The organism is Streptomyces megasporus, from assembly GCF_000718985.1.
GTDB lineage: Bacteria > Actinomycetota > Actinomycetes > Streptomycetales > Streptomycetaceae > Streptomyces > Streptomyces megasporus.
On the sequence record NZ_JODL01000035.1, the window covers coordinates 14444 to 39727 of the forward strand.

General features: G+C 72.4%; 23 protein-coding genes and 2 pseudogenes. 12 read left to right on the plus strand and 13 right to left on the minus strand.

The features are described from left to right. Positions 1-51 precede the first annotated feature (51 nt). From argG to IF47_RS0123685, 6 genes are all read right to left on the minus strand, one after another. Positions 52-1476, minus strand: coding sequence for an argininosuccinate synthase (gene argG, locus IF47_RS0123660; RefSeq protein WP_031511003.1), 1425 nt, complete (start codon positions 1474-1476; stop codon positions 52-54). Positions 1477-1637: 161 nt separating this feature from the next. Beyond that, a complete protein-coding gene (locus tag IF47_RS0123665) occupies positions 1638-2276 on the minus strand; it encodes a LysE family translocator (protein ID WP_031511004.1) in 639 nt (212 codons plus the stop codon). A gap of 116 nt (positions 2277-2392) precedes the next feature. After that, positions 2393-2800 (minus strand): peptide-methionine (R)-S-oxide reductase MsrB, encoded by a 408-nt coding sequence (gene msrB / locus IF47_RS0123670; RefSeq protein ID WP_031511005.1) that lies wholly within the window; start codon positions 2798-2800, stop codon positions 2393-2395. Positions 2801-2811: 11 nt separating this feature from the next. Further along, positions 2812-4233 carry a UDP-N-acetylmuramate--L-alanine ligase gene (gene murC / locus IF47_RS0123675; protein ID WP_031511006.1) on the minus strand — a complete coding sequence of 474 codons (1422 nt, stop codon included), beginning with the start codon at positions 4231-4233 and terminating at the stop codon, positions 2812-2814. Positions 4234-4528: 295 nt separating this feature from the next. Beyond that, the gene (locus IF47_RS0123680; RefSeq protein ID WP_031511007.1) at positions 4529-5002 is read right to left on the minus strand and encodes a hypothetical protein; all 474 of its coding nucleotides are present in this window, start codon (positions 5000-5002) and stop codon (positions 4529-4531) included. Positions 5003-5125: 123 nt separating this feature from the next. Continuing rightward, positions 5126-5989: a pyrimidine reductase family protein gene (locus IF47_RS0123685; protein ID WP_031511008.1), complete on the minus strand. Its 864-nt coding sequence runs from the start codon at positions 5987-5989 to the stop codon at positions 5126-5128. 66 nt (positions 5990-6055) lie between these two features. On the opposite strand from IF47_RS0123685, the gene zapE reads away from it, so the two are divergent. From zapE to IF47_RS0123700, 3 genes are all read left to right on the plus strand, one after another. Then, positions 6056-7186: a cell division protein ZapE gene (zapE, locus tag IF47_RS0123690; protein ID WP_051718166.1), complete on the plus strand. Its 1131-nt coding sequence runs from the start codon at positions 6056-6058 to the stop codon at positions 7184-7186. A gap of 118 nt (positions 7187-7304) precedes the next feature. Next, the gene (locus IF47_RS0123695; protein ID WP_031511010.1) at positions 7305-8681 is read left to right on the plus strand and encodes an alkaline phosphatase PhoX; all 1377 of its coding nucleotides are present in this window, start codon (positions 7305-7307) and stop codon (positions 8679-8681) included. Positions 8682-8769: 88 nt separating this feature from the next. Continuing rightward, positions 8770-9861 (plus strand): polysaccharide deacetylase family protein, encoded by a 1092-nt coding sequence (locus tag IF47_RS0123700; RefSeq protein WP_031511011.1) that lies wholly within the window; start codon positions 8770-8772, stop codon positions 9859-9861. Between the two features lie 93 nt (positions 9862-9954). Here the strand turns inward: IF47_RS0123700 and IF47_RS0123705 are convergent, their stop codons facing one another. Further along, the gene (locus IF47_RS0123705; protein ID WP_031511012.1) at positions 9955-10167 is read right to left on the minus strand and encodes a hypothetical protein; all 213 of its coding nucleotides are present in this window, start codon (positions 10165-10167) and stop codon (positions 9955-9957) included. A gap of 76 nt (positions 10168-10243) precedes the next feature. On the opposite strand from IF47_RS0123705, the gene IF47_RS0123710 reads away from it, so the two are divergent. From IF47_RS0123710 to IF47_RS0123725, 4 genes and pseudogenes are all read left to right on the plus strand, one after another. Continuing rightward, positions 10244-11014, plus strand: a complete 771-nt coding sequence (locus IF47_RS0123710; protein WP_051718167.1) for an aminoacyl-tRNA hydrolase — start codon at positions 10244-10246, stop codon at positions 11012-11014. Between the two features lie 106 nt (positions 11015-11120). Next, a pseudogene (locus IF47_RS31275) lies at positions 11121-12435 on the plus strand (MbnB/TglH/ChrH family RiPP precursor modification enzyme). A 21-nt stretch (positions 12436-12456) separates the two neighbouring features. Next, on the plus strand, positions 12457-13350 hold the full coding sequence (locus tag IF47_RS0123720; RefSeq protein ID WP_031511014.1) for a TIGR04222 domain-containing membrane protein: 894 nt from the start codon (positions 12457-12459) through the stop codon (positions 13348-13350). A 93-nt stretch (positions 13351-13443) separates the two neighbouring features. Next, positions 13444-14256, plus strand: coding sequence for a TIGR04222 domain-containing membrane protein (locus IF47_RS0123725; protein WP_031511015.1), 813 nt, complete (start codon positions 13444-13446; stop codon positions 14254-14256). Between the two features lie 41 nt (positions 14257-14297). Here the strand turns inward: IF47_RS0123725 and IF47_RS0123730 are convergent, their stop codons facing one another. The 3 genes from IF47_RS0123730 to IF47_RS0123740 are packed head-to-tail and all read right to left on the minus strand — an operon-like array spanning position 14298 to position 15519. Continuing rightward, positions 14298-14477: a DUF397 domain-containing protein gene (locus IF47_RS0123730; protein ID WP_031511016.1), complete on the minus strand. Its 180-nt coding sequence runs from the start codon at positions 14475-14477 to the stop codon at positions 14298-14300. 11 nt (positions 14478-14488) lie between these two features. Further along, the gene (locus IF47_RS0123735; RefSeq protein ID WP_031511017.1) at positions 14489-14692 is read right to left on the minus strand and encodes a DUF397 domain-containing protein; all 204 of its coding nucleotides are present in this window, start codon (positions 14690-14692) and stop codon (positions 14489-14491) included. Next, the gene (locus tag IF47_RS0123740; protein WP_031511018.1) at positions 14689-15519 is read right to left on the minus strand and encodes a helix-turn-helix domain-containing protein; all 831 of its coding nucleotides are present in this window, start codon (positions 15517-15519) and stop codon (positions 14689-14691) included. The genes IF47_RS0123735 and IF47_RS0123740 overlap by 4 nt, the downstream gene beginning before the upstream one ends. 508 nt (positions 15520-16027) lie before the next feature. On the opposite strand from IF47_RS0123740, the gene IF47_RS31695 reads away from it, so the two are divergent. After that, entirely contained in the window at positions 16028-17179 is a 1152-nt protein-coding gene (locus IF47_RS31695; RefSeq protein WP_051718169.1) for a hypothetical protein, read from the plus strand. Between the two features lie 111 nt (positions 17180-17290). Here IF47_RS31695 and IF47_RS32175 read toward each other — a convergent pair. Continuing rightward, positions 17291-17341, minus strand: a pseudogene (locus IF47_RS32175) (DUF397 domain-containing protein); the annotation flags it as partial. Between the two features lie 397 nt (positions 17342-17738). Between IF47_RS32175 and IF47_RS0123750 the strand changes: the two are divergent. After that, complete coding sequence (locus IF47_RS0123750) at positions 17739-18266, plus strand: ATP-binding protein (RefSeq protein WP_051718170.1); 528 nt, start codon at positions 17739-17741, stop codon at positions 18264-18266. A 19-nt stretch (positions 18267-18285) separates the two neighbouring features. Here IF47_RS0123750 and IF47_RS0123755 read toward each other — a convergent pair whose 3' ends face one another. Then, complete coding sequence (locus IF47_RS0123755) at positions 18286-18924, minus strand: hypothetical protein (protein ID WP_031511021.1); 639 nt, start codon at positions 18922-18924, stop codon at positions 18286-18288. Between the two features lie 70 nt (positions 18925-18994). Further along, a complete protein-coding gene (locus tag IF47_RS0123760) occupies positions 18995-19756 on the minus strand; it encodes a hypothetical protein (protein ID WP_157840034.1) in 762 nt (253 codons plus the stop codon). Positions 19757-20094: 338 nt separating this feature from the next. On the opposite strand from IF47_RS0123760, the gene IF47_RS0123765 reads away from it, so the two are divergent. The 3 genes from IF47_RS0123765 to IF47_RS0123775 form a co-directional block, all read left to right on the plus strand. Further along, positions 20095-20496 carry a hypothetical protein gene (locus IF47_RS0123765; RefSeq protein ID WP_031511023.1) on the plus strand — a complete coding sequence of 134 codons (402 nt, stop codon included), beginning with the start codon at positions 20095-20097 and terminating at the stop codon, positions 20494-20496. Then, entirely contained in the window at positions 20496-21143 is a 648-nt protein-coding gene (locus IF47_RS0123770) for a hypothetical protein (RefSeq protein ID WP_031511024.1), read from the plus strand. The genes IF47_RS0123765 and IF47_RS0123770 overlap by 1 nt, the downstream gene beginning before the upstream one ends. A 3-nt stretch (positions 21144-21146) precedes the next feature. Further along, a partial coding sequence (locus IF47_RS0123775; protein ID WP_031511026.1) for a putative T7SS-secreted protein occupies positions 21147-25284 on the plus strand: 4138 nt, incomplete at its 3' end.

Genomic DNA, 25284 nt, shown 5'->3' on the forward strand with positions numbered 1-25284 from the left:
CGCGTGCCGTCGGGGGCCGGTGCCGGCCGGCACCGGCCCCCGACGGACCCGTCAGTCCGTCCCCGACTCGATCGCCGCGTGGTCGAGCGCCTCGGACTCCATCGCCACGGCCTCCGCGTCGACGCCGCCCGCGGCGATGGCCTCCGCGCCGCCCGGAGCCAGTTCGCCGATGATCCCGCCCCACTCTCCGAGCCGACCGTGCGCGGCGTACTGCTCCAGCTTGTTCCGCGAGTCGGCGATGTCCAGGTTGCGCATGGTCAACTGACCGATGCGGTCGTCCGGGACGAACGCCGGGTCGTGGCTGCGCTCCATGGACAGCTTCTCGGGGTGGTAGCTGAGGTTCGGCCCCTGGGTGTCGAGCACGGAGTAGTCCTGGCCGCGGCGGAGCCGCACCGTGACGCTGCCGGTGACCGGGTGGCCGACCCAGCGCTGGAGGCCGTCGCGGAGCATGAGCGCCTGCGGGTCGAACCACCGACCCTCGTAGAGCAGCCGCCCGAGCCGACGCCCCTCGACGTGGTACATCGCGATGGTGTCCTCGTTGTGGATGGCGTTGAGCAGCCGCTCGTAGCACACGTGCAGCAGCGCCATGCCGGGGGCCTCGTACACGCCGCGGCTCTTGGCCTCGATGATGCGGTTCTCGATCTGGTCCGACATCCCGAGTCCGTGGCGACCGCCGATGCGGTTGGCCTCCCGCACCAGTTCCACCGCGTCGGCGAACTCGCGCCCGTTGATCCGCACGGGCCGGCCGTGCTCGAACTCCACGGTGACGTCCTCGGCCGGGATGTCGACCTCGGGGTCCCAGAAGGGGACGCCCATGATCGGTTCCACGATCTCCAGGGAGGTGTCGAGGTACTCCAGGCGCTTGGCCTCGTGCGTGGCGCCCCAGATGTTCGCGTCGGTGGAGTACGCCTTCTCCGCGGAGGCGCGGTAGGGCAGGTCGCGTTCGGCGAGCCACACGGACATCTCGTGCCGGCCGCCGAGCTCCGTCACGAACTCCTGGTCGAGCCAGGGCTTGTAGATCCGCAGGTTGGGGTTGGCGAGCAGGCCGTAGCGGTAGAACCGCTCGATGTCGTTGCCCTTGTACGTGGACCCGTCGCCCCAGACGGAGACGCCGTCCTCCTGCATCGCCCGCACCAGGAGGGTGCCCACCACGGCGCGACCGAGCGGGGTGGTGTTGAAGTACGTGTGCGCGGCCGACCGGATGTGGAAGGCCCCGCACATCAGCGCGGCCAGCCCCTCCTCGACCAGCGCGGCACAGCAGTCGACGAGCCGTGCCCGCTCGGCCCCGTAGGTACGGCCGCGCTCCGGCACATCGGCCAGATTCGGCTCGTCGTACTGGCCGACGTCGGCCGTGTAGGCGTAGGGGATCGCGCCGCGTTCGCGCATCCACGCCACCGCGACCGCGGTGTCCAATCCGCCGGAGAACGCGATACCGACACGTTCGCCGACCGGCAGCTTCTTCAAGACCTTCGACATGCGCGCACCCTAGACCCGCGTTGCGCGGGTTCCCTGTTCCGTGACGTGTGAGCGGCTCGGGAACGGAACCCGAGACCGACAACATGGCATACTCTTACACTCATTCGAAAGAATATGCAAAAGGTCTCGCTCCGGGCCGGGCGGCGCGCGGTCCCACCCCGTCACCCCTCCACGGCCATCCGTACCCCGAGGGCTATCAGCACCCCGCCGGAGACCTGTTCCAGACGGCGGCGCACGGAAGCCCGGTCGATCAGCCGCCTCATCCGGTTCACGCCCCACACGTAGCAGGCGTAGTACCCCACCTCGAAGACCGCCCACAGCGCGGCCAGCGCCACCATCGTGGGCAGCTTCGGGGCGCCGGCGGGGACGAACTGCGGCAGGAAGGACAGGGCGAAGACCGCCGCCTTGGGGTTGGCGAGGTTGAGCGCGAGCCCGGCCCGGTACGACGCCCACGCCGAGGGCCGCGCGGACGGATCGACCGCGACCGGGTCCGGGACCGCCGGCGCGCCCTCCCCGAGCCGTCGCGCGGAGCGCAGCGCCTGGACGCCGAAGACCACCAGCACCACCGCCCCCACCACGCGCATCACGTCATAGGCGAGCCGGGAGGCGGTCAGCAGCGCGGTGAGACCGAAGGCGGCCACCACGCCCCACACGAAGACCCCGGTCTCGTTGCCGAGCACCGTGGCCATGCCGTCGCGGCGGCCGATCAGCGACCGGCGGATGATCAGCACGGTGCTCGGTCCCGGCGAGGCGGCGACCAGCAGGCAGGCGCCCAGGAAGGGCAGCAGCGTCTGGAGCATGCCCGCCATCCTCCACCCCCCGCGCCGGGGTCCGCACGCGAGAATCGGGCGGGCACGGTGTGAGGGCCGGGCTCCGCGGAGCCCGGCCCTCACACCGTGATCGGTCTCTTCGGGGCTCAACCCTCCTCGGGGACCAGCCGCAGGGAGACGGAGTTGATGCAGTAGCGCTCGTCCGTCGGCGTGGGGTAGCCCTCGCCGCGGAAGACGTGCCCCAGGTGGGAACCGCAGCGCGCACAGCGGACCTCGGTGCGGACCATGCCGTGGGAACGGTCCTCCAGCAGCTCGACGGCCGAGGAGTCGGCCGGGTCGTAGAAGCTGGGCCAGCCGCAGTGGGACTCGAACTTCGTCTCCGAGCGGAACAGCTCCGCCCCGCAGGCCCGGCACTCGTAGACGCCGGTGGCCTTGGTGTCGGTGTACTCGCCGGTGAAGGGGGGTTCGGTGCCCGCCTCGCGCAGCACGTGGTACTCGAAGGGGTTCAGCTCCCGCTTCCACTCCTCCTCGGTCTTGTCGACCTCGTACGCCATGGGGTGCCTCCTCAGTTCGCCAGACGGTCGAGGACGGTCGCGCCGAGTTCGGTGACGTCGCCCGCCCCCATCGTCAGAACGAGATCACCGGGTCCGGCCATTCCTGCGACCAGCGCCGCGGCCTTCTCCCGGTCGGACTCGGCCCGCGCGTCGGCTCCGGCGGCGAGGGCGGCGTCGACGACGACGGCGCTGGTGACGCCCGGGATCGGGTCCTCGCGGGCCGGGTAGACGTCCAGGACGACCGAGGCGTCGGCCAGGGCCAGGGCCCGGCCCATCTCGGCGCCCAGTTCCCGGGTGCGGCTGAACAGGTGGGGCTGGAAGACCACCAGGACCCGGCCGTCGCCGGCGGCGCCCCGGATGGCCTCCAGGTCGGCGGCCATCTCGGTGGGGTGGTGGGCGTAGGAGTCGATGACCCGCACGCCGCGCGCCTCGCCCTTGGGCTGGAGGCGCCGGTTGACGCCGGTGTACGAGCCGAGGGCGGCGGCCAGTTCCCGGGCCGGCACGCCCAGGGCCGCCCCCGCGGCGAGCGCGGCGACGGCGTTGTGCGCGTAGTGGCGGCCGGGGACGGAGACGGTGAAGACGATCTCCTCCCCGTCGAGGAGGACGGTGACCTCGCTGGTCAGGCCGTGTGGGACGACGTCCAGGACCCGCACGTCGGCGTCGGCGCTCTCGCCGTAGGTGACGATCCTCGCGCCCGCCGCGCCCGGAGCGCCCGCCGCGCCACGGCGGGCGCGGACCCGGTCGGTCAGGTCGCGGGCACCGCCGTGGTCGGCGGAGATCACCAGCGTGCCGCCGGGGCGGACGCGGTCGACGAAGGTCTCGAAGGAGACGTGGATCTCCTCCATCGAGGCGTAGTTGGCGTGGTGGTCCAGTTCCACGTTGAGGACGATCGCCACCTCGGGGGCGTACTTGTGGAAGCTGCGGTCGCTCTCGTCCGCCTCGGCGACGAAGATCTCGCCGGTGCCGTGGTGGGCGTTGGTGCCGGGGCCGTCGAGGTCGCCGCCGATCGCGTACGAGGGGTCGAGCCCCATCGTGCGCAGGGAGACCGCGAGCATCGAGGTGGTGGTGGTCTTGCCGTGCGTGCCGGCGACGGCGATCGGGCGGGCGCCCTCCATGAGGGCGGCCAGGGCGTCGGAGCGGTGCACGACCGCGACGCCGCGCTCGCGGGCGGCGGCCAGCTCCGGGTTGTCGTCGCGGATGGCGCTGGAGACGACGACGGCGGTGGCGTCGCCGGCCAGGTGGTCGGCGGCGTGGCCGATGTGGACGGTGGCGCCCAGCTCCCGCAGTGCCCGCGCGGTGGCGGACTCCTTGGCGTCGCTGCCTGCGACCGTCGCGCCGCGCTGGGCGAGGATCTTCGCGATACCGGACATTCCGGCTCCGCCGATGCCGATGAAGTGCGGTCGTTCCATCGCGGGCGGCAGGCCGGGCGCCATGCGGTGTCCTTTCGGGTGGGTCGGCGTGGACGCGCCCCTCGTGGGCGCGCCCGCCGGAGCGTGCTGGTCGAACGTCCCCGCGGGGCGGTGCGTCCGGCCCGTGCGGCCGGGCCGTCCCTCGCGTGGCGCGCACCGCGCGGTGCGCGTCGGACGCGGCCCCCAGCCTATGCGAGCGCGCCCGCCGCCCGCAGTCGGCGTGGCGGCGTCCCCGTCCCCGTCCCCATCCCCGCCCCCGTCCCCCGTCTTCCGCGCGGCGCGGCTCGGAGGACGGGAACGGGGAAGGGCGCGGCGCGGACTACTCCTCGCCGTGGGCGAACAGCTTGAGCACCGGGACGCCGACCTTGTGGCGGGCTCGGGAGGCCCAGTCGCGGTGGAAGAACTCCTCGACCAGGTGCGGCGCGGTCAGCACGATCACCTCGTCCGCGCGCGTCTCCCGGACGACCGAGGCGAGCAGGTTGAGCGGGTGCCGCTGGACGATCTGCCCGACGGCGTCCGCGCCCGCGGCGCGCAGCGCCTCCAGCGAGTGCTGGAGGGCCCGCTCCGCCGGGGAGACCGGGCTGTCCTCCTCCCGGTCCTCGGAGAGTTCCCGCACGGCGTCGTCCAGCTCGCCGAGCGCCACGTCGTCCAGAGCCCGCAGGAGCCGGTCCTGGTCTCCGCGTGGCTGCATCAGCACCACGAAGGACACGGGCTCGTCACCGTGGAGGGTGGTGACGAGCTCCACGTCGGCGGGCACCAGAGGCTTCTCGATCATCAACACGGTGGTGAACACGTCGGGTGCCCTTCCTGCTGTCGGGTCCCTCGACCCGTACGAAACCATCCCGCCCCGTTGGGGGCCGCACATTTCACTCTGCGCATCTCACTCCGAGCACGTCACGCTCCGGGGCGCCCGGACTCACCGCGCGCCGGGCGCCGCGCCGGATCGCCGGTAACAGGTGAAGAGGAAGCCCCCCTCCTCCAGCACCGAGTGCAGCCGGTACTCCAGCGGCGTCTCGAGGCCGGGGCCGTCGGTGACGCGCGAGGCGTCCCCTCCGGCGATCCGCGGGGAGACGGTCAGGCACAGCTCGTCCAGCACGCCCGCCGCCGCGAACCGGCCCAGCAGGCGCGGACCGCCCTCGGTGAGCAGCCGGGTGTGGCCGTGCTCGGCGAGCAGGGCCGGCACCCGCGCCGGGTCCACCGCGGCGCCCTCGCCCGCGTGCACCACCACCGCGCCGGCCTCGCGCGCCGCCGCCTGGCGGTCGGCCGGGGCGGCGGCGCCCGTGATCAGCAGCGTGGGCGTCAGCGGCTCGGTGAACAGCGGCAGGGAGAAGTCCAGGTCCAGGCTCGCGCTGACGACCGCGATGGCCGGGGCCGGAGGCTGCCCGGCCGCCGCGCGCCGGGCGGCGAACGCCTCGCGGGCGCGGGCGGGCCGGTACCCCTCCTTGCGGACCGTCTCCGCGCCGACGACCACGGCGTCCGCCAGCGCCCGCAGCACCCCGAAGATCCGCATGTCGGGGTCCGAGGACAGCGGCTGCGAGCGCCCCTGGTGGTGGGCGGCGCCGTCGAGCGAGGCGACCATGTTGCCGCGCAGCCAGGGCTCCTTCGAGGCGCCGGCGGGGTAGGCGTACGCCTCGGCGATCTCCTCCAACGTCCACTGCCGGTCGTCGGAGCCGGACGGCCCCGCCGGGGAGGCCGTCTCCGGCCGGGATATCGGGGCCTCGGGGTCCACCGGGGCCGTCGGGACCGCGGGAGGCACGGAAGAAGGGAACAGACGTCGCATACCGCGCAGTGTGGCACGGGCCACGGGCGCGTTCCGCGCCCCGCCACGCCCCGTAGAGTGAGAAGGGTGTCGTCCTCCACTGCCCCGAAGCGTCCGATAACCGACGAGAGCGCCCCGCTGTCCCTGTGCTCCCGCGAGCCGCACGTACCCGCCGACCGGCTGGTCGCGGAGCTGGTGCCGCCGCCGCGGTTCGACTCGGTGCGCTTCGACAACTACATCCCCGACCCGGCGCAGCCCAGCCAGGCCGAGGCGGTGAAGGTGCTGGGCGACTTCGCGGCCGGGCTCGGCGGGTCGCCGTCGGACGGCGGGGACGCCGGCGGCGTCCTGCGCTGGTTCCGTCGGGGCGGTCGGGGCGGCGGCAGGGCCGCGTCCGCCGGGCCGCGCGGGGTGTACCTCGACGGCGGCTACGGCGTCGGCAAGACCCACCTGCTGGCCTCCCTGTGGCACGCCACCGAGGCCCCGCCCGAGCGCAAGGCGTTCGGCACGTTCGTGGAACTGACCAACCTCGTGGGCGCGCTCGGCTTCCAGCAGACGGTGGCCACCCTCGGCGAGCACCGCCTGCTGTGCATCGACGAGTTCGAGCTGGACGACCCGGGCGACACCGTCCTGGTCTCCACCCTGCTGAGCCGGCTGGTGGAGAAGGGCGTGGCGCTGGCGGCCACCTCCAACACCCTGCCGGGCAAGCTCGGCGAGGGCCGGTTCGCCGCCGCCGACTTCCTGCGGGAGATCCAGGGGCTGTCGGCGCACTTCCGCACGCTGCGCATCGACGGGGAGGACTACCGGCACCGCGGGCTGCCCGAGGCCCCGCCGCCGTTCGACGACGCGGTGGTGACGGCCGTCGCGCACCGCACGCCCGGCGCCTCCCTGGACCACTTCCCCGCCCTCCTGGACCACCTCTCCCGGGTCCACCCCAGCCGCTACGGCGCCCTGTGCGACGGCGTGGAGACGGTCTGCCTGACGGACGTCCGGCCCGTTCCGGACCAGTCCACCGCGCTGCGCCTGGTCGTCCTCGCCGACCGGCTCTACGACCGCGAGGTGCCGGTCCTCGCCTCCGGGGTGCCGTTCGACGAGCTCTTCGGCGAGGAGATGCTCAAGGGCGGCTACCGCAAGAAGTACTTCCGGGCGATCTCCCGGCTCACCGCGCTCGCCCGCGACGCGCGGCGGCCCGTCGAGGAGGCCGGGGCGGCAGGCGGCTGACACCGCGTACGCCGGGCGGGTCGCGCCGGGAACCCCGGGCCGCGCCTGGTTCCCGGCATGCGAACACCGTGGTACACACATCCGGGTCATCAACCTGTCCGCCAGCAGGGAGTTGCCCATGTCAGCAACGCGACGCCACGTCCTGGGAAGTGCCGGTGCCATGGGAGCGGGCATCGTCTTCGCGGGTGCCGTCTCCGAGTTGTTCGCCGGTACCGCCCCCGCCCACGCCACCGGCGGCCGGGGCGGCTACGGTCCCCTGGTCCCCGACCCGGACGGCCTGCTCGACCTGCCGAAGGGGTTCCGCTACCGGGTGCTGTCCCGCGAGGGCGACCCCATGCGCTCGGGGCAGGGGCCGGTGCCGAGCAACCACGACGGCATGACCGCCCTGGCCGGTCCGGGCGGCAATCGCCTGTGGCTGGTCCGCAACCACGAGAACAAACCGAACGGCGGCACCCACCGGGTCCCGGCCGTCGAGGGACTGACCTACGACCCGGAGGGGCGCGGCGGCTGCACCCTGCTGGAACTGGGCCGGAACGGCGAGGTGTTGGACGAGCGGGTCGGCATCGCCGGCACGGCCGTGAACTGCGCGGGCGGGCCCACCCCGTGGGGCACCTGGCTGACCTGCGAGGAGACCGAGGACAAGGCCGGCACCAACGGCTACACCAAGGACCACGGCTTCATCTTCGAGGTCGGCTTCCGCCCCGGCCACCGGACCGTCCCCGAGCCGCTCACCGCGATGGGCCGCTTCCAGCACGAGGCGATCGCCGTCGACCCGCGCACCGGTGTCGTCTACGAGACCGAGGACGCCTTCGACCACCCCTTCGGCCTCTTCTACCGCTTCCTGCCCGAGCGGCCCCGCGGCGGCTTCGACTCGCTGCGCGCGGGCGGGCGGCTGGAGGCCATGCGCGTGCCGGACGTGCCGGACCTGTCGGCCGTCCTGGAGCCGGGCACCACCTTCGACCGCGTGGAGTGGGTGCCGGTGCCCGACCCGCTGGCGAAGGAGACGCCCATCCGTTTCCAGGACTTCGGACGCGGCGGGATCACGCACGCGCAGAAGCTGGAGGGCTGCTACTGGGGGAAGGAGTCGGTGTACTTCGTCTCCAGCTACGCCCGCAGCTCCGAGGGCTCGGCGGCCGACCACTTCGGCCAGGTGTGGCGGTACGACCCGCGCCGCAGCCGGCTGACGCTGGTGGTGGTCTTCGGCCCGGACACCGGGGTGGAGCTGCCGGGCGAGTCGCCGGACAACATCTGCCTCGCCCCCAGCGGCGGCCTGATGGTCTGTGAGGACGGCGGCGGCGCCCAGCACGTCTACGGGGTGAACCGGCACGGCGAGGTCTACGCCCTGGCGCGCAACGCCCAGAACATCGGCACGCCCGAGGAGCCGGAGTACGGCGAGTTCGCGGGCGTCACGTTCTCGCCGGACGGCCGCACCATGTACGTCAACTGCTACGACCCGGGGACCACGTTCGCCGTCACCGGTCCGTGGCGGCACTGAGGGGTCGTCACTCCGGCGGGGTGTGACGGATAGTCCGACAAGAGCAGCACACCGCGCGGTCGTCCCCGATCGTCGTTACGTTCCGATCATGACCGTCTCCGTGCGCCGTACCACCGTTCCCCTGACCGCCCTCGCCCTGGTCACCGCCGCGGTGGCGGGCTGCGCCGGCCCGGGTGGCGACACCACCCGGGCCGGCGCCTCCCCGGTGGCGGCCTCCTCCCCGGCGTCCGCCGCCCCCCGATCCCCGAGTCCCGAAGGCGGCGCGAGCAAGAGCGCCTCCGCCTCCCCGTCCGCCTCACCCTCGCCCACCGGGTGGGCCGGCCTGCCGGCCTCCGCCAGCGGTCGCACGCCCGTCTTCCGGCACGGGCCGCGCGCCGCGGAGAACGACGATCGCGGGGAGAAGCGAGAGAAGACGGAGAAGGGAGAGGAGCGGGAGGAGCGGGAGGAGCGAGGGGGCCGTGAGAAGGGGCGGGACCGACAGGACAAGGTGGTCGCGTTGACCTTCGACGCCGTCCTGTCCGTCGAGGACGAGAAGGCCGCGAAGGACAGGAAGGACTCGAAGGACACGGAGGGTGCGGAGAACGCGGAGGGCGCGAAGAAGGAGAAGCGCCACGACAACCCCGCGCTGGTCGCCACCCTGCGCCGGGAGAAGATCCCCGCGACCTTCTTCATGACCGGTCTGTGGGCGAAGACCTACCCGCACCAGGCGCGCGCCATCGGCCGCGAGCGACTGTTCGAGGTCGGCAACCTCTCCTACTCCCACCGCGCCTTCACCTCCGACTGCGAGGGCCTGACGTCGCTCGACCCCGACAAGCGGCTCGCGGACGTGCGCAAGGGGCTGGAGGCGATCCGCGCGGCGGGTGTGGAGAACCCCACGCCGTACTTCCGCTTCCCCGGCGGCTGCCACGACGACGAGGCCCGCAAGGCCATCGGCCCGGCGAAGGTGACCGCGGTGGCGGGGGACGTGGACGGGCGCGACGTGGGCGCCGACGACCCGGAGAAGATCGCCGAGCGGGTGTTGAAGGAGGTCAGGCCGGGTTCGGTGGTGATCCTGCGCAACGACCGCGACCGGGCGAAGGCCACCGAGAAGGCCGTCCGCCACCTCGTGCCGGAGTTGCGCGAGCGCGGCTACCGTCTCGTCCGCGTCTCGGAGATGATCGACTCGGCCCTGGGACGCTGACCGCTCGGCCGGTCTCGCGGGCGCGAGGCCGCCTCACGGGCGCGAGACCGCCTCACGGGCGCGAGACCACGGCCTCGCGGACGCGGGACGCGGTCAGGTGCACGAGCAGGCGACGCGCTCGGCCTCCTGCCACTCGCACACGGGACACAGCGTCGCGCCGGGCGTGCTCGCCGGGTACTCCGTCGGCTCGCCGCACCGCACGCAGAAGGCGTGTTCCTCGCGTTCCTCACGCTCGCGCTCCCCGGGGACGGGACGCGCGTCCGGGCCGCCGGTCGGGGCGTCGGTCGGGGCTGTCACGGTCTCCATACGGCCGAGGGTACTCCCGGCCCCCGAGCCCCGGCGCCCGTCCGGCCGGCCGTTCGACGGCCGGCAGACTGGCCGTGTGAACAGCTCCGACGACACCGCTCCCGCCGGCCCCTTCGCCCACGCCGCACGCGACCGCGACGCCGCGCCGCAGCATGTCCTGCCACTTGTCGTGCGGATCGAGCGCGCCACTCCCCCGGCCCGCACCGACGCCCTCCAGGCGGCGGCGCGGGCGGTGCTCGTCCTGCTGTCGGACGAGCGGGTGACGGAGCCGGACGGTCCCTGGCACCGGGCGGTGCGCGACTGGGAGGACGGGCGCATCCGCAAGGTGGTGCGCCGGGCCCGGGGCGCGGAGTGGCGGCGGGCCGAGGCCCTGCCGGGCGTCACCGTGACCGGTGACGGCGAGCACCCGGCCGAGGTGCGGGTGTTCCCGCCCGTGCCGCTGGACGGCTGGCCCAAGGACCTGGCCCGCCTCCAGGTCTCCGGCACCGAGCTGGACGATCCGAAGCCGCCCGCCGAGCCCGCGCCGGAAACGCCCGTGCTGTGGCTCAACCCCGAACTGGAGATGTCCGCCGGCAAGGCGATGGCCCAGGCCGGGCACGGCGCCCAGCTCGCCTGGTGGGCACTGGACGAGGCGGCCCGCGCGGACTGGCGGGCACACGGTTTCCCCCTCGCCGTCCGCACCGCGCCGCCCGGCCGCTGGGAGGCCCTGACGGGCGGCGGGTTCCCGGTGGTGCGCGACGCCGGGTTCACCGAGATCGCCCCGGGCTCGGCCACCGTCGTGGCCGAGCATCCGGCGCTGCGCCGCATGGGAGAGGAGCCGCGCCGCGCGGGGAAGGGCCGGGCCTGACGGCCCGAAAGCTCAGGGAAAGCTCTGAACCGGCCGGGCCGCGATTGGCCGCACGCCCGTTCGGAGAAAACCTTCACAGGGGGAGCGAGCCGGAAGGGGGGCGGCCGTGACGCGGCTGGGTACGGGAATCGGCTGGCGGCCGGAGATCGCCGCCGAGATCGACGCGCTGCCGGGCGTGGAGTGGGTCGAGGTGGTCGCGGAGAACGTCTGCCCGGGCCACCTGCCGCCGGCGTTGACGCGGCTGCGCGAGCGGGGCGTCACCGTGGTGCCGCACGGGGTGGGGCTGGGCCTGGGGGGCGCGGACCGGCCCGACCCCGAGCGGCTGGCGGCGCTGGCACAACGGGCCGAGGCACTGGGATCGCCGCTGGTCACCGAGCACATCGCCTTCGTCCGGGCCGGGGGGCCGCTGACCGGCACACCGCCGCTGGAGGCCGGGCACCTGCTGCCCGTCCCCCGCACCCGCGACGCGCTGGACGTCCTCTGCGAGAACGTGCACATCGCCCAGGAGTCGCTGCCGGTGCCGCTGGCGCTGGAGAACGTCGCGGCCATCGTCCGCTGGCCCGACGAGGAGCTGACGGAGGCCGAGTTCCTCACCGAGCTGGTGGAGCGCACCGGCGTCGGGCTGCTGATCGACGTCGCCAACCTCCACACCAACCACGTCAACCGCGGCGAGGACCCGGCGGCCGTCCTGGACGGCCTGCCGCTGGACGCGCTGGCGTACGTGCACGTGGCGGGCGGCGTCGAGCGGGACGGGGTGTGGCACGACAGCCACGCCCACCCGGTGCCCGAGCCGGTGCTCGCCGTCCTGGCCGAGCTGTGCGCGCGCACCGCGCCGCCCGGCGTGCTGCTGGAGCGCGACGACGCCTTCCCGCCTGCCGAAGAGCTGGCGGCGGAGTTGGCCTCGATCCGGGCCGTCGTCGAGGAGGCGGCACATGTCTGACCTCGACACCGGCCCCGGCACCGGTACCCGTGCCGGCGCCGACACCGACGCGGCGCGGCGGCGACTCGCCCACGCCCAGGCCGCCCTGCTGGGCGCGCTGGTCGCGGGCTCCCCCGCGCCCGAGGGCTTCGACCGCGAGCGGCTGCGCGTCCAGGCCCGCGCGCTGGCCGCCAAGCGTGCTTCGGTCGTCGCCAAGGTGGCCCCCGAGCTGCCGGAGATCCTGGGCGAGCGCTACCGGCCCGCGTTCCTCTCCTACGCCCATGGCCGTCCGTTGACCGGCGGCCACCGGCTGGACGCCCTGCTCTTCGTCGAGCACCTGCTGGGCTCGGACGCCTCACTGTCCGCATCCCTGCCCGATCCCCTGCCCGAGGACGTGCGGCGGCGGCTGCGCCGCTGGCACCGGGAGCGCTCCGGCCCGGTGCCGCCACTCGCCCTGCGGCTGCGGCGGTGGCTGGACCGCCTGCGGCGGGCCGTGCCGTAGGCGTCACGGAACGGAGGGGTCATGTCCCTGCCCACGCTGTCCGTGATCGTCCTGAACGTGGTCCTCACCGCCTCCTTCGCCCATCTGCTCGTCCGGCGCTTCCTGGCGCACCGGCGGCTGCCGCGCCCACCCGACGGGCGACCGCCGGACCTGTACGAGGTGGCCTTCCTGGCGGGCGGTCCGGGTCGGGTGGCCGACACCGTGATCCGTGCGATGCACCACGACGGCCGGGTCGGCCTGGACGAGCACGCCCGGGTGTATGTGAGGCGGGCCGAGGCGCACAACCCGGTGGAGCGGGAGTTGCTCACCCTGTGCGGCCCCGGCCAGGGGCTCCGGGTGCGCCGGCTGCGCCCGGCACTGGCTCGTTCCGCGCCCGTGCGGGCGTACGGTGACGCGCTCGTGCGGCGCGGTCTGCTGTACCGGCCGGAGGACCACCGACGGTGGCGCCGTGCCTGTCGCGCCCACCTCGCCGTCTGCGCCACCGTTCTCGTCGCGGTGGTCCTGTCGGCGGCGATCGGTGTCGACACGGCACGAGCCCCGGCGGGGTACGCACTGGTGTCGGCCCTCCTGACGGCGGTCGCCGTCCGCTTCCTCCGTCCCGACAGGAGCCTGGCCGGCCCGGCGGGCCGCGCCTGTCTGCGCGAGCACTCCGCACGGTGGCGGAAGCACGGCCCGGCGGGTGCGGTGGCCGTCGGAGGGACGAGGGTGATGACGGGTGCGGACGAACTCGCCCTGCGGAACGAACTCCGCTGGGCGGCGGGGGCCGCCGCCTCCGCTCCCGGGTCGCCGGACGGCGGCTCCGGCTCCCCGTGGCACGGCTCCGGCCATGGATGCGGCTGGGGCGACTCGTCGGACGGCGGAGGCGGTTCCGGGGGCGGCTGTGGCGGTGGGGGCGGCTGCGGCGGAGGCACCTGACGGCGGGCACCCCGTCGAACCCCACGCCGCCTCCCGTATCGGATGGCGAACACCCCTTGGCACTTCACACACACGGCCGGATAAGAACCACCCATGTGGGTGCTCTTCCTCCTGGCCGCGTGGGGTGTGGCGCTGGCCTCGATCGTCCGGTTGTGCCGGGTGGTGCGGATCGCCGACGCGCCCGCGCCGTCCACCGACACCACCCGCGTCCTGACCCTGTACGAGACGGCGTTCCTCGCGGGCGGCCCCGAGCGGGTCACCGATCTCGCCCTGGTGTCCATGGCCCGCCGGCGCCGTCTGCTGCTCGCCCACACCGGCTGGGCGACCGTCGTCGACCCGCGCGGCGGTGACGACATCGAGTGTTCGGTCGTCACCGCCATCGGACCGGGAGGTCAGTCGCCGGTTGCGGCGGTCCGCGCCGCCGTGGCCGCCGCGGAGGCCGTGCGCGCGCTCGGCGAGCGACTGGCCGCGGCCGGGCCGGCGGTGCCGTCCGCGACCCGCACGGCCGTCGCCGCCGGCGTCCGCCAGGCGCGGCTCGCGGCCGTCGTGGTGGTGGCCGTGGCGGTGGTGGCGGTGCTGCTCCTGCCGGAGGAGGCGGACTTGGGCGCGGCGGTCGCCTGGTTCGCGCTGCCGTCGGCGTTGACCGTGAGCTGCCTGGCCATCGTGCGCTTCGAGGTGGGCCCGCGCGCCCCGTGGGCCTCCCCCGCCGGGCAGTCACGGCTGCGCGCCGCCGCGGAGGCCGCTCGGGGCACCACCGTCGAGGTCTCCGGAGCCCCCGGCCCGTACGACGGCCTCGGCGACCACGCCCTGCTCACCGTCCTGGCCCTGCGCGGCCCGTCCGCCTTGGCCGACCCGACCCTGCGCGCGGCACTGCGCGCCGACACCTCCCCGCACCGAACACCCTGAAGCCCGACGTCCGTTGTGCTGCTCGGAGGCCCGGCTCGGCCCTATCCCGCCGCGAGCGCCACGAACGCCGCCCACCCGTCCCGGCCGATGCGCAGCACCGGCCCGTCGCCCGCGGCCTTGGAGTCCCGCACGTACACGGCGTCCGAGCCGACGGCCACCTCCACGCAGTCGCCGCCGCCCGATCCGCTGTGGCTGCTCTTGAACCAGTGCAGCCCGTCCACGCTGTAGCTCCTTACCTTACGAAGGCCACGAACGCGGCCCACTGCTCCTGGCTGGTTCGCAGTACTGGCCCGTCACCCAGGTCCTTGGAGTCTCGTACATATACGGCGCCGAGGTCGGTGGCCACCTCCACGCAGTCGCCACCACTCGTTCCGCTGTAGCTGCTCTTGAACCAAGCCAGTTCGGCGGGCTGAGTGGCGTAGTGGTCGGTGCTCATAGCTCCCCTACCATGCGTTCGATGAGGCGCGAAGACTCCTCGGTGTTGAGGGCCTGCGTGCGCAGCATCCCATACCGCAGCCAGAACTCGCTGACCTCGGCCCGTTCTGACCTGACGGTCACAACATCCTGCGCCTCGACGTAGACATGTTGTCTACGGTCCACCGACTCCAGCAACACCATGGGTCCGTTGAGTCCGCTATGGGCACCCCCGGCGTTCGGCATGACCTGAAGCTCGACGTTCCGCCTCTGACAACACGACAGCAGGTGGTTCAACTGCTCGCGCATCACGGCGTTGCTACCAACCACTCGTCGGAGCGCGCCTTCCTCCACGATGAACACAAAGATCATGGGCGGGCTCTTGCGAGTCAGCAGAGCCTGACGTGCAAGGCGGGCCGCTACACGTTGTTCGATGGTCTCCTCGTCCAGCGGAGGGAAATGAGCTTCGAGCAGCGCTTGTGCGTAGGCTTCAGTCTGCAACAGTCCGGGGATCAGCAGAGGGTCGTAAGAGAACCTGCTCAGCGCCTCTGCCTCCAGCAGCGCGAAGTTGCGGAAGAAGCGGGGTAGTTTGGCTCGGTCCACCTCGTCCTGGAGGACTTCCAAGGCTCCCCGCGCCTCCAGCACCCGGTCCGCCGCCGCTGTGAACGCGGCCTTCGCCGGCCGCCGTCCCTGTTCGACCGAGGCGACCTGCTCCAGCGAGTAGCCGATGGCCTCACCGAGTTGCTGCTGGCTCAATCCGGCCTGCTTGCGCAGGTGTTGAAGCAGCCTGCCGTAGGCCGACCACACACCCGGCAGTTCGCTGCTCTCCTCCTTCTCCTTCGTCCGCACCGCGCGACCGTTCCGCGTGTCCCGCACCGCCCTCACGTCCTTCCCTCCCTGAACGCACCCGCCCGTCCACTCCCCGGCGGCTCCCGTCGTCCGTCACCGCCGGGGTCATGCACAACGCGGCCTGCGAGGGCCTGGGCACGGCCCGGAATCCGTACAACGCCCGTACAAGGCCCCCGTTGCAAGGCGCGCACCCCAACCCAAGGCCCCCTGCCCGCCCATGCCCCGTCGCCCGTCGATCGGGAAGCCCAAATCCGGCCGGAGTGGAGCGACTTCCCTGCGCCCTCGTCCGGCTCCCTCGCTTTCCTGCACGCGGTATCGAGGAAAGGGAAATGGCACTCTCGTCCGAGCCCTCACCCCATCGGGCGTCTCGGAACACAACCACCCGGCCCGCCGACGCTCTTGGTGCAGGCATCGACGGCATACCCCGATCGTGGCCGGAAAACGTCCGCTTCGTCCGCTCCGACCGAGGAAAGGATGCGCTCGTCACTCAAAGCGACGAGGGGGTTGCGTGGGGTTCGGGCAAGAGTGGAAACAGCGCTTCGAGGAGAAGCTCGGCGCCTGCGACGGAAAGCTCGACGACATCGGCCGGGAAGTCGCGGCGGTCCGTGCGGCACTCACCGAGGCGGCCGGCAAGCCGCCGCCGCAACCGTTGGACCAGGAGCTCTACAAACTCCGGGAGGCGGTCTCCACCGGAACCATGATCCTGCGGGAGGAGAACCGGGAGCTGCGCCGACGGCAGGAGAAAATGCTCGGCGATCTGAAGGACCTGCGCCTGGAGGTCACCGGTGGCCGGGCCGGGGTGCACCCACCGTCCACTCCGGTTCCCCTCGAAGCCGACGCGGCCGGAAGCGAAACAGGGGAGGCGGCGGTGGATCCGCCGCCGGACCCGTCGAACGAATCCCCCGAAACACAGGACGACCACCGACAGGAGCAGTACGTGGAGCAGCGGCAGGACGGCGACCGGCGGGATACTGAGAACGGTGTCCCGGAATCCCCGGACGGAGCGGGTCTTCACGGGGAGACCACGAAGGCGCCGGACGAGGAGCGCGTGAGAAGGGTGAAGGAGGCCGCAGAGCGGGCTCTCCGACACCACTCCCCCACCTACGGCGCTGACCACTCCGCGGCACCCTCGGGAGGGAACGGCCCTCGGCCCTCCGACACCCACACGGCCGTGGACGGGGTCGGGGACAGAGGCGAGCGGCGGCCGGAACATGGCCGTCAGACGCCCCGAGACCCACTGATGGAGCACGCGGAGCTGCTGCTGGCCGCCGCCGGGGTGTCGCGCGCGGAGCTGATCTGCCACCGCGACGCCTGGGAATTCCTGCTCGTACAGGTCGCCCGGCACCCGCGCTTCCGCGTCCCGGACTCGGTCGAGAGCCTGGCAGGGGGAAGGGTGCGGACCCACCTGTCCGGACCGTCCCTCATCGCGGCCCTGATCAGTCTGTGGGAGACCCGCGGTGCACCGAGCGCGACGGTGGACGCGGACTGGGCGCTGGCCGTCAGGTTCTACGACCGCATCCGGGAGCGGCTGTCCGAGGCCAAACCCGGTGACGGCCGCCGTACCGTCCACATCGTCCTGGACGACGGAACCGAACCGGAGGAGGCCGAGGCGTCCGGTGATGTCCCCGGGAGTTCCGGAGATGAGCCGGACACGGAGTAACCCCACCCGCCCGTGCTGCCCCGGTCCGGATGGCATCCGGACCGGGGCAGCACGGGAGCGGGTTCGGTACCGCTTCACGAGCGCCACGAACGCGGCCCACTCGTCCCGGCCAACCCGCAGCACCGGCCCGTCGCCCGCGGCCTTGGAGTCCCGTACGTACACACGGCGTCGCGGTCGGCGGCCACCTCCACGCAGTCACCGCCGTCCGATCCGCTGTGGCTGCTCCACCGAGGCCACCTGCTCGATGGAGCAGCCGATCACGTCCGCCGGCGACTACTGGGTCAGGCCCGCCCGTCCCCGGAAGAGGCGGACGAGTCTGCCGTAGGTGCTTCACCTTCTGGGAAGGTTGCCGCTGCCGTTCCCGGCGGACTTCACGCGATCGTTGTTCCGGCCCATCTCGCTCCCCCTGGTCCGTTTCGGCGCACCCTCATGACGAACCGCGACGACACCGCCCAGGTCACAGGCACGGTCCGTACAACCCCGTACAAGGAGCGCGTTTCGCGCCACGTACGGCCGTCCGACCTGGTCTTTTCCCTCCGCACAACGACACGGTTGCGGCATGGAACCGCAGACCTCCGCCACCGAACGGCTCGCCCACGTCGCGCACTTCGCCGTCCGTCTCAGCAGCACCGCACGGGGCATCCGGCTGGCGCGTCGATTCGCCGTCCAACAGTTCACCGAGTGGACCGGCCTCCCGCACGTCTGCGACACCGCGCACGCCGTCGCCCTCGTCACGGACGAGTTGGCGGCCAACGCCGTCGCCCACGGCAGCCTCCCCGGTCGGAACTTCCGGCTGACGCTGCTCCTCCCGCCGTCCGAGCCCGGCGTCGTGCGGATCGAGGTGACGGACACCCGCCCGGAACGTCTCCCCCGCCACCCCGCCACCGGGCCGGTGCCGCCCGACGCGGTATCGGGGCGGGGGCTGCTCCTCGTCGCGGTGTACGCACGGCGCTGGGGATGCGAGGTGCGCGACGCGTTCACCAAGACCGTCTGGGCGGAGGTGCTCCTCCAGCGGTCGAACGCTTCACCGTCCTCTCCCACCGGGCATGCGCCGACGGAGGTCATCGGCCGCTCGCACGAGGTGTGACGAGCAAGCCGACACCCCGTCACCCGGAAGCCTCCGGCGGCACGGGCAGCACCAGGGCACGGGCGAGGGCGACCGTGACCCGGCGGGCGTGGTCGGGCAGGTTCCGGGCGGCCCAGGCGGCGGCCGTCCCGAGGAAGTCGGCCAGGTCGCGCTCGGCTCCGGCGAGCAGGCGCCGCAGTTCACCGGCGGGCACCTCGATCACGGGGCTGTCGTCCCGACCGGCGTCCACCGTCAGGCGGACCGTGTCGCCGATCCGTTCGGCGAGCGGGGAAGGGTCGTGGCCGAAGGAGGCCCGGTCGTCGCCGTCGAGGATTCGATGCCAGTCACCACGTTCTTCGAGTCCGTTGCAGCAGCCCGGCAGCAGGGTGGCGCCGGTGGCGGTGTCGGTGACGCGCAGACCTCCGGGCGCGAAGAGGTCGTCCGTCGTGAGCAGTCCGTGTAGGAAGGCGCCAAGTGGGTCGGTAGGTCGTGCCGGGGGGCCGTCGGATTCCGGTTCGGCGTCGTTGCATTCGACGATGCGCATGACCGCCAAACCGATCTCGGCGGGGGTCAGCGCGCCGCTGAGCGGCATGAAATCGTACGGCTCGGTCTCGGCCACCGACCAGAAGGCGAAGTCGTCGGGAGCGTGGATCTCGAGGACGGGCTGCAACACGATCACCCGTGGAGTGTGGGACAACTTCCTCCCCGTGGCACAGTCCGATCCGGACGCGCGACCGCCGACTCCACCGCTATGAGCGCGCCGCCGGCCACCGGTGCCGGCGGTATCGGTAGAACAGCCAGGCCGCGTACGCCATGGCCGGCACGGAGACGGCAGGTACGGAGATGGCGGGCACGACCCACCACGGGGAGTCGAGCCGCAGGGCGGTGAATCCCACGACAGCGCAGACGACCACCATGGTGATGAACAGCGGTTTGCCGAGCGTGCGCCAGGTGAAGGGATCGCGGCCATGGGACCCGGCCAACCGCCTCACGCCGAATCCCAGACCCAGGACCGCCAGCATTCCCGTGAACGTGCCGATGGCAGCCGCCATCTGGGGCTCGTCGCGCGGTTCCTCCGAGGTGCTCTGCCGAACGCTTCCCTTGCCGACCACCACGATGTCGCCCCGCCAGACGGTGCCGGTCACCCGGTCACCCGGCCGAAGCTGTTCGAGCAGTGGTCCCGGATTACCGAATGCCACCGTCCCGTTCCAGAAGGGCGCGCCGTGCAAGGTCGCCTCGTACTTGCTGGACTTCCCCGCGCTCTTGACCTCCGTGTCCACGACGGTGAAGGGCACCGCACGCAGGCAGTCCTCCCGCTCCGCCGCCGTCGTGTGGGCGGGGCACGGCTCGGCCGCCAGGTAGTCCCGATACCGCTCGACGTCGGACGGCAGCCACGTGGCGAACACGTAGCGACACGTCAGCGCGGAAATCAGGGACAGCACGACCAGCAACGCGCCCGTGAACCGCGTCCAGGCAGGGGAGCGGCGGGCAGGCCGGGCATAGACCGGCACAGGCGGCGGCATCCCGGCCGTTCCGCGACCCGTCCCCATCGCCGTCATCACTCGCCCCTCCCTGCCGGCTCGAACAGAGGGCCGTGCCGCCGAAGCGTCGCCAAGGCCCCTTGGTACCTTTCCCGACCAGAGGCAGGAAGACAACGAGAGCAGTGGGCAATCGAATTGCCCTCCCCCCCTTCCAGGTCCCGGCAACCACCACCGTTCGGCCTCGGTCGTGTGAGCACAACCGGCGTTCGTCACAGTGGCGTCACAACGCCGTGCGGTCTGTCGGTGCCCGACCGTAATCTTGGATGACGTCACGCGGACGAGCTGTCGGACGACACCGGGGGGACGGGATGGAACTCGTCGACGAGATAGCCGCGATGCGCCAAGGGCGTGGGAATCCCGGGGCGTTGGTGGGTGAGTTCCGCCGTACGCCGCTGCTGGTGCCGTTGGTGGACGGCGGGTTGCTGACCGCCGTGTTCGGTGGGGTGCGGTGGATTCACGCGTTCACCGACGAGGCGGCGCTGGCCCGCTTCGTCCGGACGCGCGATGCCCCGCCCGACCAGGAGTGGGAGTACGTGTCGCTGCTCGGGGCGCGGCTGACCGATGCCGTCATCCCGTCCATGGACGGCCCCGGGGGTGTGGCGGTGAACGCGGCGGACGAGGACGGCTCGATGCTGTTCCCGCCGGTGAAGGGCATCGTTCCGGACGCGGTGGCGGTGGACGCCGGCGAAGCACGGGGGAGGCAGAGCTGATGGGCGACGGCGGCACCGGCGACCTGAGCGTCGACAAGGAGAGCGTCCGGAGGATCACCCAGGGATTGCGGGACGCGATCGGTGAGCTGCGGGATGTCGGCGACGGCACCGGAGCGGTGCTGGGCAAGGGGTTCTCACAACTGGCGATGACCGGGATGGAGGCCGGACACCACGGTCTGTCGGTCGACTTCGAGGACTTCTGCGATCGCTGGGAGTGGGGGGTGCGGGCCCTCGTCCAGGACGCGAACACGATCGCGGCGAAGCTGGGGCTGGCCGCCGGACTGATCTGGGAGGAAGACCGTTACGTCGAGGGCAGCTTCAAGGTCCTGGTGAACGCCGGCCTCGGCAATCCGTACGCCTCCGAAGAGGAGATCGTCAAACAGGGCTGGGACGAGCTCTTCACCCCGGACTACCTGAGCCCGGACTACAGCGCGAAGTCCTTCCAACAGGCCGGGGAAGAGATCACGCAGACGTGGAAGGACACCGGCCGCGCGCTGGTGACCGAGGGGAACGGCGGTCGGCAAGCGGAGTTCATGAACAACCTCCTCGGCGTCGACCAGAAGAGTTTCGACCGGGCGGTGGACGACGCGCTCGGGCCGCCGCCGGAAGAACGGGCCCGCGAACAGCAGGGCACGGAGGGGGAGTAAGCGGTGGGCTTCGGCGATCTGGTCAGGGACCTCACCCCGGACGGCGTGGGGAAGGCGATCGAGAAGGGCACCGAGTGGCTCGGTGACCGGGCCGAGGACGTCGGGGACTGGACCGCGGACCGGCTCGACGACGTCGGCTGGGAGTCGGGCGCCGACTGGGTGCGCGAGCAGTCCCGTTCCCTGGCCAACCGGATGGGCGCTCAAGTCGACGAGATGGACCTCGGGCAGACCGAGGACAAGACCAAACTCGTCCACGGCAGCCCGTCGAAGATACGCGGGACCGCTTCCCATCTGAACGACTTCAAAAAGGCGTTCGACAACGTCGGCAAGGGCCTGGAAGGCCTGGACTCCGACTCGCTCAAGGGGCAGGCGGCGGACGCCTTCCGCGAGACGGTGTCCATCGAACCGCCCAAGTGGTACAAGGCCGCTGACGCGTGCGAGAAGGCGGCCAAGGCGCTGGAGTCGTTCGCCTCGACCGTGGAGTGGGCGCAGGGTCGGGCGCAGACCGCCATCGACAAGTGGAAGGAGGGCACCAAGGCATCCGAGGAAGCGCTGGATGCCCACAAGGCGGAGGTCGACGCCTACAACAGCGCCGTCGACAAGTACAACGCACAGCCGGCGGACCAGCGCGATCCGTCCTCCCTGCCGCCGAAGCCCGGCAAGTTCACCGACCCGGGCAAGGCGCTGATGGAGGAGGCCCAGGAGATCTTGGCCGAGGCCCGCAAGCAGCGCAACACCGCGGCCGAGACCGCCCGCAAGGCGGTGCGGGCGGCTCGGGACACGGCCCCGGCCAAGCCGTCGTATGCCCGGCAACTCTCGGACGGGCTGAGCGAGTTGCAGGTCATGCAGACCCATGTCGGCGGCGGTCTCATCAAGGGCACCGCCGAGCTGCTCACCTTCGCCCGCGGCATCAACCCCACCGACCCGTACAACCTCACCCACCCGGCCGAGTACGCCCTGAATCTGAACAACACGGTCGCCGGGCTGGTCCGGGTCGCCAACGACCCGTGGGGTGCGGGCAAGCAGATGCTCGACCAGTTCATGAAGGACCCGGCCGAGGGGCTGGGCCGGCTGCTGCCCGACGCGCTGTTGACCGTCGCGACCGGCGGCGCCGGGGCGGGTGTCAGGGGCGTCCGGGTGGCGAGCGAGGCCGCGGACTTGGCCAAGGACGCCAACCGGGCCGGGAACGTGTCCGACGGGCCCGGCCGCAACACCATCAACAAAGACGGCGCGGACCAGCACGGCAACGAGCCGAAGAACAAGGAACACGGCGGCACCGACCCGGTGGATCTGGCCACGGGGAAGATGTTCCTGCCGCAGACGGACCTCTCCCTGCCCGGCGCCCTGCCACTGGTCTTCACCCGGTATGTGGAGTCCGGCTACACCGCCGGGCGCTGGTTCGGCCGGTCGTGGACCTCGACGGTGGACCAGCGGCTGGAGGTCGACGCCGAGGGTGTGGTGTTCGTCGCCGAGGACGGGCGGCTGCTGGCCTACCCCCACCCCGCACCGGGAGTGCCGACCCTGCCCTCGGCCGGATCTGCGCGGATGTCGCTGGAGAGAACCCCGGACGGCGGTTACACCCTCACCGACCCGGAGACCGGCTGGGTGCGGCACTTCGGTGTGCCCACCGACGGAGTGAACGGGATCGCCCTGCTGGAGCAGATCACCGACCGGGCCGGGCACCAGATCGACTTCGTCTACGACGAGGCCACCGGCGCCCCGGTGCGGATCGAGCACAGCGGCGGCTACATCCTGCGCTTCACCGTCGCCGACGGCCGGGTCACCGCCCTGTCGCTGGGCGATCAGGTGGTCAAGCGGTACGGCTACACCGACGGCCACCTCACCGAGGTGGCCGACTCCTGCGGTCGTCCGCTGCGGTTCGAGTACGACGACGAGGCCCGGGTCATCGCCTGGATCGACTCCAACGAGCGGCGCTACGACTACGTCTACGACAACCTGCACCGGTGCATCGCCGAGGGCGGCACCGAGGGCCACATGCAGGTCCGCATCACCTACGACGACATCGACCCGGCCACCGGCTACAAGGTCACCACGTTGACCACCGCCACCGGGCACGCCACCCGCCACCTGATCGACAACCACTACCGCGCGGTGGCCACCACCGACCCGCTGGGCCACACCACCCGCACACGGCACGACGACCACGGGCGTCCGCTGGAGGTCACCGACCCGCTGGGCCGCACCACCCGCTTCACCTACGACGCCTTCGGCCGCCTCGCCTCCGCGACCCGCCCGGATAGGCGGGAGATCACCGTCACCCGCAACGACCTCGGGCTGCCGGTGGAGATCCGTGGGGCGGACGGGGCGGTGTGGCGGCACACCTACGACGAGCACGGCAACCGCACCGCCACCACCGACCCGGCGGGCCACACCACGCATTACGCCTACGACACCCGCGGCCACCTGGCCACGGTCACCAACGCCCTGGGCGAGACCACCTCCGTACGCTGCGACGCCGCGGGCCTGCCCGTCGAGATCACCGACCCTCTCGGAGCCGTCACCCGCTACACCCGCGACGCCTTCGGCCGCCCGACCACGATCACCGACCCCCTGGGGACAGTCACGCGCCTGGAGTGGACGGTGGAGGGCAAACTGGCCCGCCGTGTGAACCCCGACGGTGCCGAGGAGCGGTGGGAGTACGACGGGGAGGGCAACTGCGTCCGCCACACCGACGCGAACGGCGGCGTCACCACGTTCGAGTACACCCACTTCGACCTGCTCGCCGCGAAAACCGGCCCGGACGGGGTGCGCTACACCTTCGAGCACGACACCGAACTACGCCTGATTCAGGTCATCAACCCCCAGGGCCTGACCTGGAGTTACGAGTACGATCCGGCCGGCCGTCTGATATCCGAAACAGACTTCGACGACCGCACCGTCACCTACACCCACGACCCGGCCGGACAACTGACCGCCCGCACCACCCCGCTCGGCCAGACCATCGCCTACGCCTACGACGAGCTGGGGCACCTGGTCCGCAAGGACGCCGACGGCGCCGTCACCACGTACGAACGCGACCTCGCCGGCCGCCCGATCCGCATAGCGAGCCCCGACGCGGAACTGATCTACCACCGCGACCGACTGGGCCGGATCAAGACCGAACTGGTCAACGGCCGCGCGCTGTCCTTCTCCTACGACGTCCTGGGACGGCGCACCCGCCGCGTCACCCCAACCGGCGCAGCCACCACGTACGCGTATGACGCGGCGGGCAACCGCACCACCCTCACCACCTGCGGGCGCACGCTGGACTTCACCCACGACGCCGCCGGCCGCGAAACCACCCGCCGCATCGGCGAGGTCACCCTGGCCCAGGTGTGGGACCCGGCCGGACGGCTGACCGGCCAGACCCTCACCGGCCCGGACGCCGCCACACCCATCCAGCAGCGCACCTACCACTACCGCCCGGACGGCTACCTCACCGGCGTCGACGACCTGCTGAACGGCACCCGCACCTTCGACCTGGACGCGGCCGGCCGAGTCACCACCGTCCGCGCCCAGAACTGGACCGAGACCTACGCCTACGATGCGGCCGGCAACCAGACCACCGCCGCCTGGCCCACCACCCATGCCGCCGCCGACGCCACCGGCGAGCGCACCTACACCGGCACCCGCCTCACCCAGGCGGGCCGGATCCGCTACGAGTACGACGCCGCCGGCCGCACCATCCTGCGCCAGAAGACCCGGCTGTCCCGCAAACCCGACACCTGGCGCTACACCTGGGACGCCGAGGACCGCCTGGTCTCGGTCACCACTCCGGACGGCACCGTCTGGCGCTACCGCTACGACCCACTGGGCCGCCGCACCGCCAAGCAACGCCTCACCACCACCGGCGAGGTCGCCGAACAGGTCGACTTCACCTGGGACGGCCCGGTCCTCATCGAACAGACCACCACCACCCCCGACCTCCCCCACCCGGTCACCCTCACCTGGGACCACACCGGCTTCACCCCGGTCGCCCAGACCGAACGGCTGACCGACACCGCCACCCAGGCCCAGATCGACGCCCGGTTCTTCGCCATCGTCACCGACCTGGTCGGCACCCCCACCGAACTGGTCGACGACACCGGCGCCATCGCCTGGCGCACCCGCACCACGCTGTGGGGCACCACCACCTGGAACC

What these genes read in the sequence shown, in the direction of transcription:
- argG (WP_031511003.1), bottom strand. Translation starts at nt 1,476, where the DNA reads ATGTCGAAGGTCTTGAAGAAGCTGCCGGTCGGCGAACGTGTCGGTATC.
- IF47_RS0123665 (WP_031511004.1), bottom strand. Translation starts at nt 2,276, where the DNA reads ATGCTCCAGACGCTGCTGCCCTTCCTGGGCGCCTGCCTGCTGGTCGCC.
- msrB (WP_031511005.1), bottom strand. Translation starts at nt 2,800, where the DNA reads ATGGCGTACGAGGTCGACAAGACCGAGGAGGAGTGGAAGCGGGAGCTG.
- murC (WP_031511006.1), bottom strand. Translation starts at nt 4,233, where the DNA reads ATGGCGCCCGGCCTGCCGCCCGCGATGGAACGACCGCACTTCATCGGC.
- IF47_RS0123685 (WP_031511008.1), bottom strand. Translation starts at nt 5,989, where the DNA reads ATGCGACGTCTGTTCCCTTCTTCCGTGCCTCCCGCGGTCCCGACGGCC.
- IF47_RS0123695 (WP_031511010.1), top strand. Translation starts at nt 7,305, where the DNA reads ATGTCAGCAACGCGACGCCACGTCCTGGGAAGTGCCGGTGCCATGGGA.
- IF47_RS0123700 (WP_031511011.1), top strand. Translation starts at nt 8,770, where the DNA reads ATGACCGTCTCCGTGCGCCGTACCACCGTTCCCCTGACCGCCCTCGCC.
- IF47_RS0123705 (WP_031511012.1), bottom strand. Translation starts at nt 10,167, where the DNA reads ATGGAGACCGTGACAGCCCCGACCGACGCCCCGACCGGCGGCCCGGAC.
- IF47_RS0123720 (WP_031511014.1), top strand. Translation starts at nt 12,457, where the DNA reads ATGTCCCTGCCCACGCTGTCCGTGATCGTCCTGAACGTGGTCCTCACC.
- IF47_RS0123725 (WP_031511015.1), top strand. Translation starts at nt 13,444, where the DNA reads ATGTGGGTGCTCTTCCTCCTGGCCGCGTGGGGTGTGGCGCTGGCCTCG.
- IF47_RS0123735 (WP_031511017.1), bottom strand. Translation starts at nt 14,692, where the DNA reads ATGAGCACCGACCACTACGCCACTCAGCCCGCCGAACTGGCTTGGTTC.
- IF47_RS0123750 (WP_051718170.1), top strand. Translation starts at nt 17,739, where the DNA reads ATGGAACCGCAGACCTCCGCCACCGAACGGCTCGCCCACGTCGCGCAC.
- IF47_RS0123765 (WP_031511023.1), top strand. Translation starts at nt 20,095, where the DNA reads ATGGAACTCGTCGACGAGATAGCCGCGATGCGCCAAGGGCGTGGGAAT.
- IF47_RS0123770 (WP_031511024.1), top strand. Translation starts at nt 20,496, where the DNA reads ATGGGCGACGGCGGCACCGGCGACCTGAGCGTCGACAAGGAGAGCGTC.